Consider the following 15,994-nt stretch of genomic DNA (forward strand, 5'->3'; position numbering starts at 1 on the left):
GGAGTGACAGCTCCTCGCGGCTCAGTAGACGTCAGCCTGGAAGCGGCCGGTCTTTTTGAGCTCGGCGACGAAACTGACGGCCTCGTCGGTCGAGCGTGCGCCGAATTGGGCGACGATGTCGACGAGCGCGCGCTCGACGTCCTTGGCCATGCGCTTAGCATCACCGCAGATGTAGAAATGCGCGCCCTCGGCGAGCCAAGTCCACAATTCGCGGCCGACCTCGCGCATGCGGTCCTGCACGTAGAACTTCTTCTCGCCGTCGCGCGACCAGGCCAGCGACAGGCGCGTCAGAAGCCCCGAGGTCTTCATCGCATTGAGCTCTTCCTGGTAAAAGAAATCGCAATCGCTGCGCTGGTGGCCGAAGAACAGCCAGTTCTTGCCGGGCGCGCCGGTCGCCTTGCGATCGAGCAGGAAGGCGCGGAACGGCGCGATGCCGGTGCCGGGCCCGACCATGATGATGGGAATCTTCGGATCCTGCGGCAGGCCGAAATTGTGCGCCTTCTGCACATAGACCTTGAGCTTCTCGCCCTCAGTGATGCGCTCGCCGAGGAAGGTCGAGGCGACGCCGACACGCTTGCGCTTGCCGATGACGTACCGCACGGAATCGACCGTCAGCGACAGTTTTCCCGGCGTCGCATTGTGTGAGGACGAGATCGAATAGAGCCGCGGCTGCAGCGGCTCCAGCGCCTCGACGAACGCTTCGGGATGCGGCCGCGTCCCGGAAAACTTCTGCAGCGCCGCCATGACGTCGAGCGTCGCGGCATCGCCATCGGGGTCCTCGCCCTGCGCGAGCGCCCGCGCCTTCTCGCGCTGCGCGCCGCCGGTGATGAAGGAGATCAGTTCGAACAGCGAGTCTGGTGCCGGCGACAGCGAGACGTCGTCGATCAAGACCTCGCGCAGCGTCTTGCCGTTCACCTTGGTGGTGTGGGAAGCGCCGAGCAGCGCGATGATCTGGTCGACTAGGCCGACATCGTTGCGCGCGAACACGCCAAAACTGTCACCGACGACATAGTCGAGCTTGCTTTCGGAGAGGTCGAACTCGACGTGATAGGTCTCCTTCTCCGACTTGCCCTTGTTGAGAAGACGCCGCGACACGAAGGTCGCTTGGGCCGGATTGTCGCGCGAGCGGCCGGGCTCGGCGATGGTCACGGTCACGGCGGGCGCGGCGACTGCATCCGACTTCTCAGGCGATTTCGCCGCGGGCGCCTTGTCCAGCTCCTCGTATAGCGATTTCAGCATCCGCGCGGTTTCCTTGCCGCCGGGGACGCAGAGATTGAGCCGCGCCTCGCTGCGGCTCGCGATCGCCTCGGAATAGTCGTGGCAATTGTAGCCGCACTGGCCGCAATCCTGCTGCGCCATCGCCGCCATCATCTTGCGGCGCAAGGGGCGGCCCTCGGCGAGTTTCATCCGATCGGCGATCGGCATGGTCTGGTCGTGCCACGGCGCTTCGCCATCGTCGCCGTCACCGCTTTGCATGACGGCGGCGCCCTGCTCCGCCGACAACGGCGTTGCGGCATCAGGCGACAGCAGCCCGGCAAAGAAGCCGTTGAGCCAGGAGCGCTGCGCGTCGGAGAACGGCGCGCTGGCGGGGATGATATCGAGCTTTGGCGGAGGCGTGATCTGGTTCATGCGGACACCTGTGCATCGGCAAGCTTGCGCAGCGTCTCGCCGTCATGGCGGCGCGCGAAGGAGAGGAAGGTTTCATCAGGGGAAGAGCGATGAGCGAGATAGGCCTTGAGCAGCGCCTCGACCGTCTTCGGCGCGTCCTCGGCCTTCAGGTCGTGATAGACCTCTTGCCCGACATCGGCGTCGGGGCCGAACCCGCCGCCGGTGAAGAGGTGATAGCCCTCCACGGTGTCCTCCTCATTGATCGGCACCCGCGCGCCGATCAGGCCGATGTCGCTGATGTAGTGCTGCGCACAGGAATGGTGGCAGCCGGTCAGATGGATGTTGACAGGCTTGTCCATCGCAACGCGCGGCTCGCACCAGTCGCCGATCTCGGCGGCATTGCGTTTGGTGTTGGACGCCGCGAAACGGCAGCCGGCATTGCCGGTGCAGGCAATCAGGCCGGCACGGATATGCGAGGCCTCGACCGCGAGCCCGATCTGCTTGATCGCGGCGATGGCGAGCTCGACATTCTCATCGCGTACCCCTGAGATCAGCAGGTTCTGCCAGACGGTCAGGCGGATCTCGCCGTCGCCGAGATCCCGCGAAACTTTTGCGAGACCCCGCATCTGGTCGCTGCTGAGCTTGCCGAGCGTCAGCGACACGCCGATCCAGTTGAGGCCGTCCTGCTTCTGCTTGTGCACGCCGATATGCGCCATGCGGTCGGCGGCGGGCCGGGGCAGAAACGCCTCCTCCGGCACGCGCGTGAACGGCGTCTTCAGCCGCTCCTCGACCAGCTTGAGGAAGCCGTCATGGCCCATGGCGTCGAGCACGTATTTCAGCCGCGCCTTGTTGCGGTTGGTGCGGTCGCCATGGTCGATGAAGACGCGCACGATGGCATCCGCGACGGCAGTCGCCTGCTCCGGCTTGACGATGATGCCGGAGTATTTTGCAAAGTCCTTGTGACCGGTGATGCCGCCGAGGCCCAGACGAAACCATACGCCCGGCTCGACGCCGAAACCGTCCTTCACCTCATACGCCGTGAAGGCAATGTCGTTGGTCTCCTCCAGCACCGCGATCCTGCCGGCACCGTCGAAGGCGACGTTGAACTTGCGCGGCAGGCCGTAGAGCGAGCGGTCGTTGAGGATGTGGTAGTGCCACTCGCGCGCATAGGGCCGCGTGTCGATGATTTCCTGCGGATCGATGCCGGCGGTCGGCGTTCCCGTCACGTTCCGGATGTTGTCGGCGCCGGAGCCGCGCGAGCACAGGCCGAGGTCCTGGATGCCCTCGATCAGCTTGATCGCGTGCTTCGGCGGGATTTCGCGCAGCTGAAGATTGGCGCGCGTCGTGACGTGGCTGTAGGGCCCGCAGAGCTCGTCGGCGAGATCGGCCAGGCCCGACAGTTGCCAATGCTTCATGATGCCGTTCGGGATGCGCAGGCGGCACATGTAGGAGTCCTGCGTCGGCGCGACATAGAAGATGCCGTAATAGCGCCAGCGGAAATTGTCCGCCGGACTCGGCGGCGCGTTGTCGAGCGCCTGCTGACGTAGCCGCGAATAGGCATCGAAGGGATGCTCGTCGCGCTTGAATTTTTCCTGGTCGGCGAGCTTCTTGCCCGCGGCGATCACCTTGTCCTGCGCCTTGATGTGCACGGCATCGGGGCCAACAGGCTCGGCGGTCGCCTTGCCGGCGCCCCCGCCGAGACCGCGACCGACGCGGCTGATCTGAAGGCCGGTCGTAAAACCTTCGAGATAGCGCTTCTGCTCGTCGGTAAAGTCGACTGAGACGGTATCGAGTTTCATGGTCGGTAACGAAGCTCCTGCGGCCACCTCGGTGGCATCGACGGACATTGGCGCGACCCGCGAGGCACGCAGCTGGCTCTGGAGCCGGCTTTGCTGCCCAACGGTCCGATCAGCTTCGTTGCTGCGGGACTCGGCTCAGCAGGCATCTGTGACAAGCTGGCCGCACTGCAACATACAAGTTGCGTGCCAGCTTCCACGAAATGAAAACGCGAGTATTTTCAGTCAATTACGGAAGCGTCCGAAAGGAACCGACCTCGAACCTCTCATGAAATTCGAGCAGTCAGCCTAAAATCTAGTCGATGAATTGAACTGCCCAAAACGCAGGCAATTGCGAATCAGGCTTTCCAGAGCCCCACGTCGAACGCCTTCAGGTGCCCCAAAATGTTTCCGGGATCGAACACCGGGCCCGCGAAGGCACCGAGCCCTGCGGGCGCTTCATCGGGCGGCCGGCGGCCAACGGCTGCATCGTAGAGATCGGGCCTGAACACGGCCATCGCCGTTTTGACGCCATCCGGAGTCAGCGCCGTCTGCCCCCAGCGCACCATCTGCGCATAGAGCCAGGCCGCCTGGACCGGATCCGGGCGCCCTGCCCCTTCACGTCCGACCAGCAGGTAGCGGCCGCTCTCGCGGAAGGTGCCGTCAGGGGAAATCTTCAGGCGCCCGACCAGCGTCCGCTGGATCACCTCGACGTCGACGCCGATCCGTTCGGGCTGTGCCAGGATCTGCGCCGCCTCCGTCAGGTTCGCCGGCTCCTCGATGAACTCGGCCGCCTTCACCGCCGCGCGCACCAGGGCTGCAACCACGTCCGGGCGCTTGTCGGCCCAGACCTGGCGAAGCGCCAGCACCTTCTCCGCGGCACGGGCCAGGATGTCGGAGGAGAAATGCAGGATGTGGCCGATGCCGAGATCGACCGCGATCGAGTTCCAGGGCGCACCAACGCAGAACGCATCGACATGGCCGTTCCTGAGGCTGTCGACCATGAAGGGCGGCGGCAGCACGACGAGGCGCACGTCCTCGTCCGGATCGACGCCGGCCGCGGCCATCCAGAACCGCAGCTGGTAATTGTGGGTCGAGAACGGGAAGGTCATGCCGAAGGTCAACGGATCGGCCCCGGCCTTGCGCCTGATGGCAACGACCTTTGCCAGCGCCTTAGCGGTGGCGAGCGGATCGAAGCGGTCGCCGTCGATCTGCTCCATCAGCGCGGCATGCAGCGCCGGCGAGACCGTGATCGCATTGCCGTTGATGCCGAGATTGAACGGCGCTGCGATCGGCACCTTGACGTGGCCGAGTCCGAGCGAGGATGCGATCGCCACCGGCGCGAGCAGATGCGCGGCATCGAACAGGCCGATATTGAGCTTGTCGCGGACGTTGGACCAGGACACCTCGCGCACCAGCTCGACCTCGAGGCCCTCGGCGGCGGCAAAGCCCTTGTCGACGGCGACGATCAGGGCTGCAGCATCGACCAGCGGGATGAACCCGATGCGGAGGGGAGCGGTCATTTCAGCATCTCCGACGCGGTGATGATCGACTGGGCGATCTCGCCGATTTTCTTCTTCTCGCGCATCGCGGTGGAGCGCAGCAGCACATAGGCCTCGTCCTCGGTGAGGCCCTTCACCTTCATCAGGATGCCCTTGGCCCTCTCGATGATCTTGCGGTCCTCGAGCTGTGACTTGGTGCGCTCCAGCTCCTCCTGAAGTTTCGCGAAGGCGTTGAAGCGGGACACGCAGAGGTCGAGGATCGGCTTGATGCGCTCCTTCTTGAGCCCGTCGACGATGTAGGCGGAGACGCCCGCCTCGACCGAGGCCTGGATCGAGGCGGAATCGCTCTGGTCCACGAACATCGCAATCGGCCGCTTCACGGCGCGGCTGACCTGGAACATCGCCTCCAGCACGTCGCGGCTGGGGTTTTCCAGATCGATCAGGATGATATCGGGGTCGACCGCATAAATACGGGCCAGGAGGCTCTGCATTTCGCGGATATGGACGACTTGCGTGAATCCCGCCTCCCGCAACCCCTCCTCGAGGATCGCAGCCCGGATCGGGCTTTCGTCGACAATCACGATTTTGGGCGACTGTTCGGCGCTCATGGCTCACTCACGGCGGGTGATTCATCCATAGCATGCCCGGGGGCGATGCAAAGGGTTGTAATTATGGGCAATTGGGACTAGCTCAAGCCCGTCAATCAGGCAGATTTGGATATGGATCAGACGGCTGCGCCCAAGGTCAGCTTCGTTTCGCTCGGGTGTCCCAAGGCATTGGTGGATTCCGAGCGCATCATCACGCGCCTGCGCGCGGAGGGCTACGAGCTCGCCCGCAAGCATGACGGGGCCGACATCGTCATCGTCAACACCTGCGGCTTCCTCGACAGCGCCAAGCAGGAATCGCTCTCGGCGATCGGCGAGGCCATGGCCGAGAACGGCAGGGTGATCGTGACCGGCTGCATGGGCGCGGAGCCGGAAGCGATCGAAGAGGCCTATCCCGGCGTGCTCTCCATCACCGGCCCGCAGCAATATGAGAGCGTGCTCGATGCCGTGCACCGCGCGCTGCCGCCCGCACACAATCCCCATCTCGACCTGGTGCCGCCGCAGGGCATCAAGCTGACGCCGCGGCACTACGCATATTTGAAGATCTCCGAAGGCTGCAACAACCGCTGCACCTTCTGCATCATCCCGAAGCTGCGCGGCGATCTCGTCTCGCGCCCGGCCAATGACGTGCTGCGCGAGGCCGAGCGGCTGGTCGGCGCCGGCGTCAAGGAGCTGCTGGTGATCTCGCAGGACACCTCGGCCTATGGCGTTGATCTCAAATATGCCGAGAGCCCGTGGAAGGACCGCCAGGTCCGCGCCAAATTCCTCGACCTCGCGCGCGAGCTCGGCGAGCTCGGCGCCTGGGTCCGGCTGCAATATGTCTACCCCTACCCGCATGTCGACGAGGTCATCGCGCTGATGAACGAGGGCAAGGTGCTGCCCTATCTCGACATCCCGTTCCAGCACGCAAGCCCCGAGGTGCTGAAGGCGATGAAGCGTCCGGCGGCGCAGGACAAAACGCTGGCGCGCATCAAGCGCTGGCGCGAGGAATGCCCCGATCTGGCGCTGCGCTCGACCTTCATCGTCGGCTTCCCCGGCGAGACCGATGCCGATTTCGCCTATCTGCTCGACTGGCTCGATGAAGCCGAGATCGACCGCGTCGGCTGCTTCAAATACGAGCCGGTTGCGGGCGCGACCTCGAACGCGATCGAGAACCCGGTGCCGGAAGAGGTCAAGCAGGAGCGGTACAACGCGCTGATGGCCCGCCAGCAGAAGATCTCCGCGCGAAGGCTGAAGCGCAAGGTCGGCACGCGCCAGCAGATCATCATCGACGAGGTCGGCCCGACGGTTGCGAAGGGTCGCTCCAAGGCCGATGCGCCCGAGATCGACGGTGCGGTGTACCTATCGAGCCGCCGGCCCCTGCGCGTCGGCGAGATCGTCACTGCGAAGATCGAGCGTGCCGACGAATACGATCTGCACGGCAGCGTCGCGGGGTTCTGACGTTCTCGGTCATCGCGAGCGAAGCGACCACCGCTCCATCACTGTCATCCCGAGGCGCTCGCGCTGCGGCGCGACCGCGCCGTAGAGCGCCTTGAAGGACGACGGCCCGGCCGCATCCCGGCCGCTCATCCTTCGAGGCTCCGCTTGCGATGCTTTCGCATCACAAGCCTCGCACCTCAGGATGACGGAGATGCTTTCCCGCTTCACGGCGTCCGCGATGACGATGTGGATACCGTCACGCCAGCCATTTCGGCACCCAGCGCTCCGGGCGCGGGGCGCGGGCGAGATCGGCTTTCGCCTCGGAGAGCTGCGCGGGCTCGCCGTCTATCATCGGGCGGACGTCGTATTCGAAATTGGGCATGACGCGGCCATCGGCATAGAGGCCGAATTTCATGGCATACCACAACCCAAGCTCGGGCTGCGCGCTGCGCATCTCCTCGCGCAGATCGCGCAGCAGGGATTCGATCGAGGCGGCTTCCTCGAACGGCTGCGGCCCGCGCGACAGCACGCGCGCCTCGTATTGCTTGCCGACGATCGCGACCTCGAAATGGGTCTTGTCCCAGGGGTTCTTGCCTTTCGGCAGATGCGCGGCGAGCCGCCAGCCGAGTTCGGCCATCAGGCGGTGATTGGCCCAATAGTCCTCGCGGTCGCGGCTCCATTTTTCGACGAAGCCGCGGAAGTCGGGCAATTCGGAAGGCGCATCATCGCTCGCCACGGGCTCGCCAGCCGGCCGCTCCGCGAGCCAGCGCGCAAGCTCGACTGTCTGGGGCTCGACCTCGTCACGCGGCTTGAGATCGCTCCAGGCCTTGTCGAACTGCTGAGACGTCAACTTTGCCAGCAGCGCGTCGAGGCTTGGCGCCAGCAGCTCGTAATCGCCCTCCGATCCCAGCCCCACGATCGGCGGGTTGTCGCGATCGAGGCCGGCGCCATACCAGCCGCCGACGGCCGAGCCGTCCGGCAGCCGCATGAACAGCGAGAACCTGTCGCGCAAGGGACTGCCGTCGATGATCGGCGCATGGTCGGAGAACTGGCCTTGCAGGGAGAAGCAGCCGACGCTGCCCCAGGGGCGCCCCTTCAGCCAGCCGGCGAACTCGACCAGCAGCGGCAACGCGTCGATGCCCGGCGGAAACGCGCCGCGAATGCTGTCGAGGTCGATCGGGTAAGGCGTGTCGGACAAGGCTGAAAACTGTCTGGTTGGCCCGCCCCTCTTGGTCGGTTCCGTCGCACGTCCGGTTCGAACCAATTCGCGTCCCTCGATCACAAACGCGCTAGAGGCTCGTTTGTTTCTGCGCGGCAATCAAAATGACACGCGCGTCCTAGGACCGCTGGCCGTGACGACGCTGCGCATGGAGCTTCGCCGCCACACGCTCGGCGAGCATCGCGCAAATGAGCCGCTTGACAAGCGCGGCCAATCGGCTGTAGGGACGCGCCCCATGATCAACGCTCGGACCCATCAGCGCACCGAAATGCTCCGTCGTCGCTTCCGCGACGATGAGAGGGTGCGCCTTGTCCGACGACGCCGCTGAACCGCTAAAATTTCAGCCGAGTTTTCGAGAAGGCCGCACCCGCAAGGTGCGGCCTTTCTGCTTTTTGCGCCCCTTTTCACCCGCCTCCAGAGGAGTTCGACATGACGACGCATCCCTACGACGCGCTGATGGACATCACCGCACGGCCGAAGGCCGTGTTCGTCCGCGGCGCGGGCTCCTACCTCTGGGACGACGGCCGCAAGCGTTATCTCGATTTCGTGCAGGGCTGGGCCGTGAACTGCCTCGGCCACTCCCCGCCGGCGATCGCCGACGCGCTCGCGTCGCAGGCGAAGCGGCTGCTGACGCCAAGTCCGGCGTTCTACAACGAGCCGAGCCTGAAGCTCGCCGCCGCGCTGGTCGAAAACAGCGCGTTCGACCAGGTGTTCTTTGCCAATTCGGGTGCGGAAGCCAATGAGGGCGCGATCAAGCTCGCGCGCAAATATGGCAGCCTGCACAGGAACGGCGCGTTCGAGATCATCAGTTTCGAAGGCGGCTTCCATGGAAGGACGCTGGCAACGATGTCGGCCTCGGGCAAGAAGGCCTTTGAGCCGCTGTTCGAGCCGAAGGTATCGGGCTTCAAGAAGGCGAAGCTGAACGACATCGGCTCGGTCGAGAAGCTGATCAACGCCAACACCGTCGCCGTGATGCTCGAGCCGATCCAGGGTGAATCCGGCGTATGGCCGGCGAGCGATCAGTTCCTGCAAGAGCTGCGCGCGCTCACTGAAGAGCACGGCCTGCTGCTCATTCTTGACGAGATCCAGACCGGCATGGGCCGGACCGGAAAGCTCTTCCACCATGAGCACACAGGCATTGCGCCCGACATCATGACGCTCGGCAAGGGCATCGGCGGCGGCGTGCCACTCGCCGCGCTGCTCGCGACCGAACGCGCCTCCTGCTTCGAGCATGGCGACCAGGGCGGCACGTTCAATGGCAACCCGATCATGTGCGCAGCCGGGCTTGCCGTGCTCGAGGAGGTCAGCAAGCCGGACTTCCTGAAGACGGTCACCGAGACCGGCCTGTTGCTTGAAAGCGAGCTGCAGAAGGTCTCGGCCCGGCACGGGCTCGGCGGCGTCCGCGGACGCGGCCTGTTGCTCGCGCTCGATCTCAAGCTGCCGATCGCACCGGGGATCGTCGCGCAGGCGTTCGAGCAAGGCGTGCTCCTCAACGCACCGCAGGTCGACACCTTGCGCTTCATGCCGGCGCTGAACGTCACGCGAACCGAGATCGCCGAGATGATCGACTGTCTCGACGGCATCTTGACGAAAGCTGGGGCGGCACGGCGTGTCGCGTGAGGTGGCACGTCATTCCGGGGCGGCTCGAAGAGCCGAACTATGGTGCGCAATTGCGCGCCTGAGATTCTCGAGATTCCGGGTTCGATGCTTTGCATCGGCCCGGAACGACGTCGAGACCTACGGCTTCAAGATCGAGGCGCCCGTGGTCTTGCGGCTTTCGAGATCGATATGCGCCTTCGCGGCGTCCTTGAGCGCGTAGGCATGGTTGATCGGCACGTGCAGCTTGCCGTTGATGACCGCGGCGAACAGCGTGTCGGCACCTTCGAGCAGCTCCTTGCGCGTGCCGACATAATCGTTGAGCTTCGGCCGGGTCGCGAACAGCGAGCCGTGATTGTTGAGCTCAGCGATCGCGAACGGCGGCACGGGGCCCGAGGCATTGCCGAAGGAGACGAACATGCCGCGCGGTTTCAGGCAGGACAACGAGCCCGGGAACGTCGCCTTGCCGACGCCGTCATAGACGACATCGCAACCCTCGTTGCGGCTGATCTGCTTCACGCGCGCGACAAAATCCTCCTCGTTATAGAGGATGACGTGGTCGCAGCCATTGGCCTCGGCAAGCTCGGCCTTCTCGCGCGAGCCGACGGTGCCGATGACGTGGGCCCCTAACGCCCTCGCCCATTGGCAGGCCAACAGGCCGATGCCGCCGGCCGCGGCATGGATCAGCACGCGATGATGCGGCTCGACTCGAAAAGTCTTGTGGAGCAGGTACCAGACCGTGAGCCCCTTCAGCATCAGCACGGCGCCCTGCTCGTGGGTGATGTGATCGGGCAGCTTGACCAGCTTCTCCCAGGGGATGTTGCGCTCGCCGGTGTAGGCGCCGAGATTGTGATAATAGGCGACGCGGTCGCCGGGATGGAAATGCGTCACGCCGGGCCCGACAGCTATGACCTCGCCCGAAGCCTCGTTGCCGGCGATGAAGGGCAGCCCCGGCGCCTTGTAGAGGCCGGTGCGGTAATAGACGTCGATGAAGTTGAGTCCGACCGCATGCTGACGGATGCGCACCTCGCCGGGCTCGGGCGCCGGCACGTCGATGCTCTCATAGACCAGAGCTTCGGGGCCTCCGACCTTGTGCACACGGACGGCTTTGGTCATCACCTGACCTCCTCTTCTCCAAGACCAGCGAAAGACATCGCGCCCGCCTTGTCAACTCGACGCTGGCCCAAGCGGCTAGGCGGACGGCTTGCCGGATTTCCTGCGATTGCGCTTCGCCAGCACGTTGAAGAATTCGACCGCCGCCGAGAACGCAATTGCGAAATAGATGTAGCCGCGCGGAATGTGGAAATGGAATCCGTCCGCGACCAGCGCGACGCCGATCAGCACCAGGAAGGCGAGCGCCAGCATCTTGGTGGTCGGATGCTCCGCGACGAACCGCGATACCGGCCCCGACGAAATGTACATGATCAGGCAGGCGATCACGACGGCGGCGATCATGATCTCGATGTCCCGCGCCATGCCGATCGCGGTGATGATCGAGTCCAGCGAGAACACGATGTCGATGACGATGATCTGCACAATGACCCAGAAGAACGCGCTGCCGGCGGACTTCTGATCGCCCTCGCTGTCATCGGCTTCGACCTCGGCATGGATCTCGTGCGTCGCCTTGGCGATCAGGAACACGCCGCCACAGATCAGGATGAGGTCGCGCCAGGAGAAGTCGTAACCTGCGAGCGAGAACACCGGCGCGGTCAAGCCGATCAGCCAGACCAGCACGCTGAGCAGGATGATGCGGAAGACCAGCGCCAGTGCGAGGCCGATCTGGCGGGCGCGGAGCGCCTGCTGTTCGGGAATGCGCGAGACGATCACCGACAGGAAGATGACGTTGTCGATGCCGAGCACGATCTCGAGCGCAGTCAATGTCAGCAGCGCGGCCCAGGCTTCGGGGCTGGTGATGAGGTGCATCATGCGAAGGATCTGACCAGACGGATCATGGCGTCGCTGAAGCTGATCCAGAGCGCGATGGCACACATCGCGACCGTCACGCCGGTGCCGACGCGAAAGTCCATGTCCAGCACGTAGAGGCCGAGCACGGCCCAGATCGCGATCAGCGACATCGTCAGCCAGCGCAGCCGCACGACGCGGACCGGATGCAGCACGTGGAACGGCACGAAGGTCAGCACCACCAAGGCGGCGACCAGCAGCGTCGACCACAGCGGCGACCAGTGCAGCAGGAACAGATAGAATGCCGCCGCATTCCACAGCGCGGGGAAGCCGCGGAAATGGTTGTCGTCGGCCTTCATGCGCAGATCGGCGAAATATAGCGCGCTGGTGACGATGATGGCGACGCCGAGCAGGGGCGCTGCGACGGGCAGCAGCAGCCCGCTGGCCACGATCGCATAGGCCGGCACGAACACATAGGTGACGAAGTCGACCACGAGATCGAGCACGTCGCCCGACCAGTTCGGCTGCACGTTCTTCACGTCGAGCCGGCGCGCAATCGGACCGTCGATCGCGTCGATGATGAGCGCGACGCCCAGCCACTGAAACATCGCCGCCCAGTGCTCGCGCACGGCCTCGAGCATCGCCAACAGCGCGATGGCGGCGCCGAAGGCGGTGAAGATATGCACCGAGAAGGCTGCGGCGCGCATCGCCGGTCTCGGCTTCAGGGAATCCTCTTGGGTATCCATGGCTTCTGCTATCAGAATGGGACCGATTTGCACATAAGCCATTGCGGCGTTCGGCCGCGCAATTCGTCATAAAACCAGGGAAAAAATAGGTGGGCTTGAATTTGCCGCGGGGCGTGTCAATTGTCACTCCATGACAGACGCATCGACACTGTTTGACGCAGCCGTGATCGGCGGCGGGCCGGCCGGGCTCGCGGCGGCCATCGCATTGGCGCAGGCGGGCGCGCGGACTGCGCTGGTGGCGCGGCGCGTGCCCTATGCCGACAACCGCACGACGGCGCTGCTCGGTGCCTCCATCGAACTTCTGGAGACGCTCGAGGTCTGGCCCCGCTGCAAGGACAAGGCGGCCGGACTCGAGGTGATGCGTCTCGTCGACGACACCGGCCGGCTGTTCCGCGCGCCGGAGGTGCGTTTCTCCTGCCACGAGATCGGACTGGATGCGTTCGGCTACAACATCGACAACCGCTCACTGATGCTGGCGCTGGAAGCGCGCGCGGCCGAATTGCCCAATCTCATCCGGTTCGACGACGAGGCCGAGAGCGTCGTCATCGAAGCTGATGACGTCGCGATCCGCACCGCCTCCGCGCAATTCCTCTCGGCCCGGCTCGTGGTCGGCGCGGACGGCCGGCATTCGCTGTGCCGCGAAGCCGCCGGCATCGAGGTCACCCGGCGCGAGCTGAACCAGACCGCGCTGACCTTCAACGTCGGCCATGCCCGCCCGCACCGCAACGTCTCGACCGAGTTCCACACGCCCCACGGGCCTTGCGTATTCGTGCCCCTGCCCGGCAATCGCTCGAGCATCGTTTGGGTATCGGCGCCGGCGGACGCCGAACGGCTGCGCGGCCTCAGCGATGACGAGCTGTCGACCGCGATCGAGAAGCAGTCGCATTCCATTCTGGGACGCATGACGGTCGAGCCCGGCCGCAACCTGTTCCCGCTGGCGATCGAGCGCCCCAAATCCTTTGGCCGCGACCGCATCGCGCTGGTCGGCGAAGCCGCCCATGTGGTTCCACCGATCGGCGCCCAGGGTCTCAACCTTGGCCTGCGCGATGCCGCCGACATTGCCCGGCTCGCGGGCGAGGCCATCGCGTCGGGCGAGGACCCCGGCACGGACGAGGTGCTCAAGCGCTACGACTGGGCCCGGCGCCCGGATATTTTGAGCCGGACCTTTGCGATCGACATCGCCAACCGCTCTCTGCTGAACGACTTCCTGCCGCTGCAACCGGTCCGCGCCGTCGGCATGCATCTGTTAGGTGCCATCGGCCCGCTCCGGCGATTTGCGATGCGAGAGGGCCTGACGCCGACGTGGCGCAGGTAGATTGGCGCAGGTAGCCACGTCTCAAGGAAACGCCAGCCGGCCGGTCTGGATCGCCCACATTACGCTGGTCAGCGTGACCACGGACGCAAATGTGCCGAGCAGCACCGCGACGGAGGCCGATTCGATCCAGGCATCGTTCTGGCGGGCAATGACGAACACGTTCAGCGCCGGCGGCAGCGAGGCCATGAGCACGGCGGTCGCAGCCCAAGGCTGTGCGAACGGGCCGAATGCCAGCATCAGGCCGAACGCTGCGAGCGGATGGATCAGGAGTTTGACCGCGATCACGCCGGGCACCTCCCAGGGTACGCGATCGAATGGGCGCAGCGCCACCGTCACGCCGAGCACGAACAGCGCGGTCGGCGCGGCTGCGTTCTGGAGAAAGGTGATGGTGCGGTCGAGCGCGACCGGCAGCTCGATATGCAGCGCCGCCACGGCTGCACCGAAGCACGCCGACATGATCAGCGGGTTGAGCACGATCTGCTTCAGCACCACGCCGAAGGCATGCCCGATCGAGGGATGGTCGCGGTCGGAGAGCTCGATCAGGAGCGGCACGATAGTGAACAGGAAGATGCTGTCGCAGCAGAAGATCAGCGCGGTTGGCGCTGCCGCCTTGGTCCCGAGCACCGCCAGCGCAAGTCCAGGACCCATGTAGCCGATATTGCCGTAACCGCCCGAGAGCCCCGCGAGCGTCGCCTCGCGCAGCGTGAGACGCCCCAAGACCTTGCCGACGACCAGCGCCAGCGTGAAGGCCGCAACTGTCGATAGTGTCGTCGCCAACAGGAACGGCGGGTTGTTCAGCTCGGCAAACGGCGTCTTCGACATGATCGCAAACAGCAGCGCCGGCAGCGACACGTAGAGCAGAAAGAAGTTCATCCAGGCGAGGCCTGATTCCGGCAGGGATTTGATCTTGCCGCAGGCAAATCCGACGAAGATCAAGCCGAAATAAGGTAACGCGAGATTGAGGATATCGACCATTAATGAAGTGTTTTCTGAAGACTTGGGGTCTATCCACCCAGCAAGCGGAGGTTAATTCCGGATCAGGGCACTAGCATCGGCCACAATCCTGGTCTATCGACGGGGGATGATTAAAGCGAGGACCGCCAAATTCCAGATCGGACAGGTCGTGCGCCACCGGATCTTCTCATTCCGTGGCGTGATCTTCGACATCGATCCTGAATTCAACAACACCGAGGAGTGGTGGCTGTCGATCCCCGAGGAGGTGCGGCCCCACAAGGACCAGCCCTTCTACCACCTGCTCGCGGAGAACGCGGAGTCGGAATACGTCGCCTATGTCTCCGAGCAGAATCTGTTGCCGGATGATTCCGGCGAGCCGATCCGGCATTCGCAGGTCGCCGAGATCTTCATCAAGAACAAGGACGGCGGCTATCGCCCGCGTAATCCGTCGCTGAACTGAGTTTCGCCGCCTGCAACCGGCCCAAAAAAGGCGCTCATGTGAGCGCCTTTTTCATATCCGGGATTTGCTCCCGATTACTTCTGGCCGGCCGGCGCGGCGCCGGGGACGCCACCGTTCTGCTCGAGCTTCTTGCGCTGCTCGTCGGCCTTCTTCTGAAGCTCTTCCTGGAGCTTCTTCTGGTTTTCCTCGAACACCTTCGGATCAGTCGGCGGACCGTCATAGGCCTTCTGGAATTCGCCGGCGAGCGGCAGCGGCAGGGTCAGGGGCGCGCCGTTGGCATTGATCGCCTGGACAACGAGATTCTGGCCCTTCTTCATGCTGTTGATGAGCTCGGGCGTCGCCTCGTAATCGGACATGCAGCCGTTCTGGAAGCAGATCACGTACGGCTGCTGCAACGGCGCATTGCTGTCGACGATGATGCGGGTGCCGTGGACGAGCTGCATGCCGAGCGGCAGCGTCACGCGCAGGATCTTCTTGGGCTCGCCTTCCGGCTCGATGATCACGGCCGCGATCACCGGCTGGCCCGATTCGATGCGGCCGTCCTTGCCGGTGAAGCAGACCTGCTTGGCATTGGCGTCCTGGCCCTTGAGGCAGAACTTGGTCCAGGGGGCGTAGATCAGCTGGATCTGCTGGTCCGCGGGCTGCGCCGCGCCCTGCTGCGCCGGAGCGCCCTGGGCGGGAGCCTGCTGCGCGGGGGCCTGGGCCGCCGGCGCCGGAGCCTTGGGGGCAGCCTTCGGAGCAGCTTTCGGCGTCGCCTTGGGCGCGGGCGCGCCCGGGGCCGGCGCAGGAGCCTGGGCCTCGGCGGCAAACGGAACGACCAACGCCGTCGCCGTCAACAGGGCGAGAAGCTGCCCGCGCGGCCGGATGGACGCGGCCAAGTAACGGAAATTCAT

At 64.7% G+C, this 15,994-nt stretch carries 14 protein-coding genes; 4 read left to right on the plus strand and 10 right to left on the minus strand.

Features of this window, described 5'->3' with window-relative positions:
- Positions 1 to 21: 21 nt before the first annotated feature.
- The 4 genes from AC5V87_RS21360 to AC5V87_RS21375 form a co-directional block, all read right to left on the minus strand.
- Positions 22 to 1,629 (minus strand): sulfite reductase subunit alpha, encoded by a 1,608-nt coding sequence (locus AC5V87_RS21360; RefSeq protein ID WP_495367692.1) that lies wholly within the window; start codon positions 1,627 to 1,629, stop codon positions 22 to 24.
- Positions 1,626 to 3,407, minus strand: a complete 1,782-nt coding sequence (locus AC5V87_RS21365; RefSeq protein ID WP_456838409.1) for a NirA family protein — start codon at positions 3,405 to 3,407, stop codon at positions 1,626 to 1,628. The genes AC5V87_RS21360 and AC5V87_RS21365 overlap by 4 nt, the downstream gene beginning before the upstream one ends.
- Positions 3,408 to 3,742: 335 nt before the next feature.
- Positions 3,743 to 4,906 carry a CmpA/NrtA family ABC transporter substrate-binding protein gene (locus tag AC5V87_RS21370; RefSeq protein WP_495367693.1) on the minus strand — a complete coding sequence of 388 codons (1,164 nt, stop codon included), beginning with the start codon at positions 4,904 to 4,906 and terminating at the stop codon, positions 3,743 to 3,745.
- Complete coding sequence (locus AC5V87_RS21375; RefSeq protein WP_008564898.1) at positions 4,903 to 5,493, minus strand: ANTAR domain-containing response regulator; 591 nt, start codon at positions 5,491 to 5,493, stop codon at positions 4,903 to 4,905. The genes AC5V87_RS21370 and AC5V87_RS21375 overlap by 4 nt, the downstream gene beginning before the upstream one ends.
- Before the next feature lie 111 nt (positions 5,494 to 5,604).
- On the opposite strand from AC5V87_RS21375, the gene rimO reads away from it, so the two are divergent.
- On the plus strand, positions 5,605 to 6,930 hold the full coding sequence (rimO, locus tag AC5V87_RS21380) for a 30S ribosomal protein S12 methylthiotransferase RimO (protein WP_495367694.1): 1,326 nt from the start codon (positions 5,605 to 5,607) through the stop codon (positions 6,928 to 6,930).
- A 235-nt stretch (positions 6,931 to 7,165) separates the two neighbouring features.
- Here rimO and AC5V87_RS21385 read toward each other — a convergent pair whose 3' ends face one another.
- The gene (locus tag AC5V87_RS21385) at positions 7,166 to 8,107 is read right to left on the minus strand and encodes a hypothetical protein (protein WP_456838406.1); all 942 of its coding nucleotides are present in this window, start codon (positions 8,105 to 8,107) and stop codon (positions 7,166 to 7,168) included.
- Positions 8,108 to 8,557: 450 nt separating this feature from the next.
- Here AC5V87_RS21385 and AC5V87_RS21390 point away from each other — a divergent pair, with 450 nt between their 5' ends.
- The gene (locus tag AC5V87_RS21390) at positions 8,558 to 9,748 is read left to right on the plus strand and encodes an acetylornithine transaminase (protein ID WP_456838405.1); all 1,191 of its coding nucleotides are present in this window, start codon (positions 8,558 to 8,560) and stop codon (positions 9,746 to 9,748) included.
- Between the two features lie 117 nt (positions 9,749 to 9,865).
- Here the strand turns inward: AC5V87_RS21390 and AC5V87_RS21395 are convergent, their stop codons facing one another.
- From AC5V87_RS21395 to pcsA, 3 genes are all read right to left on the minus strand, one after another.
- Positions 9,866 to 10,840, minus strand: coding sequence for a quinone oxidoreductase family protein (locus tag AC5V87_RS21395; protein WP_456838404.1), 975 nt, complete (start codon positions 10,838 to 10,840; stop codon positions 9,866 to 9,868).
- Between the two features lie 75 nt (positions 10,841 to 10,915).
- The gene (locus AC5V87_RS21400) at positions 10,916 to 11,650 is read right to left on the minus strand and encodes a TerC family protein (protein WP_456838403.1); all 735 of its coding nucleotides are present in this window, start codon (positions 11,648 to 11,650) and stop codon (positions 10,916 to 10,918) included.
- Positions 11,647 to 12,414 carry a phosphatidylcholine synthase gene (gene pcsA / locus AC5V87_RS21405; protein WP_456838402.1) on the minus strand — a complete coding sequence of 256 codons (768 nt, stop codon included), beginning with the start codon at positions 12,412 to 12,414 and terminating at the stop codon, positions 11,647 to 11,649. Before pcsA ends, AC5V87_RS21400 begins: the two co-directional genes overlap by 4 nt.
- A gap of 88 nt (positions 12,415 to 12,502) precedes the next feature.
- Here pcsA and AC5V87_RS21410 point away from each other — a divergent pair, with 88 nt between their 5' ends.
- Positions 12,503 to 13,687 carry a UbiH/UbiF family hydroxylase gene (locus AC5V87_RS21410; protein WP_456838401.1) on the plus strand — a complete coding sequence of 395 codons (1,185 nt, stop codon included), beginning with the start codon at positions 12,503 to 12,505 and terminating at the stop codon, positions 13,685 to 13,687.
- 21 nt (positions 13,688 to 13,708) lie between these two features.
- Here AC5V87_RS21410 and AC5V87_RS21415 read toward each other — a convergent pair whose 3' ends face one another.
- Positions 13,709 to 14,662 carry an AEC family transporter gene (locus AC5V87_RS21415; RefSeq protein WP_456838400.1) on the minus strand — a complete coding sequence of 318 codons (954 nt, stop codon included), beginning with the start codon at positions 14,660 to 14,662 and terminating at the stop codon, positions 13,709 to 13,711.
- Positions 14,663 to 14,768: 106 nt separating this feature from the next.
- Between AC5V87_RS21415 and hspQ the strand changes: the two genes are divergently transcribed.
- On the plus strand, positions 14,769 to 15,101 hold the full coding sequence (hspQ, locus tag AC5V87_RS21420) for a heat shock protein HspQ (RefSeq protein WP_092290415.1): 333 nt from the start codon (positions 14,769 to 14,771) through the stop codon (positions 15,099 to 15,101).
- A 74-nt stretch (positions 15,102 to 15,175) separates the two neighbouring features.
- Here hspQ and AC5V87_RS21425 read toward each other — a convergent pair whose 3' ends face one another.
- A complete protein-coding gene (locus AC5V87_RS21425) occupies positions 15,176 to 15,994 on the minus strand; it encodes an invasion associated locus B family protein (protein ID WP_456838399.1) in 819 nt (272 codons plus the stop codon).

The sequence above is a fragment of the Bradyrhizobium sp. SOJA106 genome (assembly GCF_059448745.1).

Coding starts and splice junctions, on each gene's coding strand:
- AC5V87_RS21360 (WP_495367692.1), bottom strand. CDS start 1,629: ATGAACCAGATCACGCCTCCGCCAAAGCTCGATATCATCCCCGCCAGC.
- AC5V87_RS21365 (WP_456838409.1), bottom strand. CDS start 3,407: ATGAAACTCGATACCGTCTCAGTCGACTTTACCGACGAGCAGAAGCGC.
- AC5V87_RS21370 (WP_495367693.1), bottom strand. CDS start 4,906: ATGACCGCTCCCCTCCGCATCGGGTTCATCCCGCTGGTCGATGCTGCA.
- AC5V87_RS21375 (WP_008564898.1), bottom strand. CDS start 5,493: ATGAGCGCCGAACAGTCGCCCAAAATCGTGATTGTCGACGAAAGCCCG.
- rimO (WP_495367694.1), top strand. CDS start 5,605: ATGGATCAGACGGCTGCGCCCAAGGTCAGCTTCGTTTCGCTCGGGTGT.
- AC5V87_RS21390 (WP_456838405.1), top strand. CDS start 8,558: ATGACGACGCATCCCTACGACGCGCTGATGGACATCACCGCACGGCCG.
- AC5V87_RS21395 (WP_456838404.1), bottom strand. CDS start 10,840: ATGACCAAAGCCGTCCGTGTGCACAAGGTCGGAGGCCCCGAAGCTCTG.
- AC5V87_RS21400 (WP_456838403.1), bottom strand. CDS start 11,650: ATGATGCACCTCATCACCAGCCCCGAAGCCTGGGCCGCGCTGCTGACA.
- pcsA (WP_456838402.1), bottom strand. CDS start 12,414: ATGGCTTATGTGCAAATCGGTCCCATTCTGATAGCAGAAGCCATGGAT.
- AC5V87_RS21410 (WP_456838401.1), top strand. CDS start 12,503: ATGACAGACGCATCGACACTGTTTGACGCAGCCGTGATCGGCGGCGGG.
- AC5V87_RS21415 (WP_456838400.1), bottom strand. CDS start 14,662: ATGGTCGATATCCTCAATCTCGCGTTACCTTATTTCGGCTTGATCTTC.
- hspQ (WP_092290415.1), top strand. CDS start 14,769: ATGATTAAAGCGAGGACCGCCAAATTCCAGATCGGACAGGTCGTGCGC.
- AC5V87_RS21425 (WP_456838399.1), bottom strand. CDS start 15,994: ATGAATTTCCGTTACTTGGCCGCGTCCATCCGGCCGCGCGGGCAGCTT.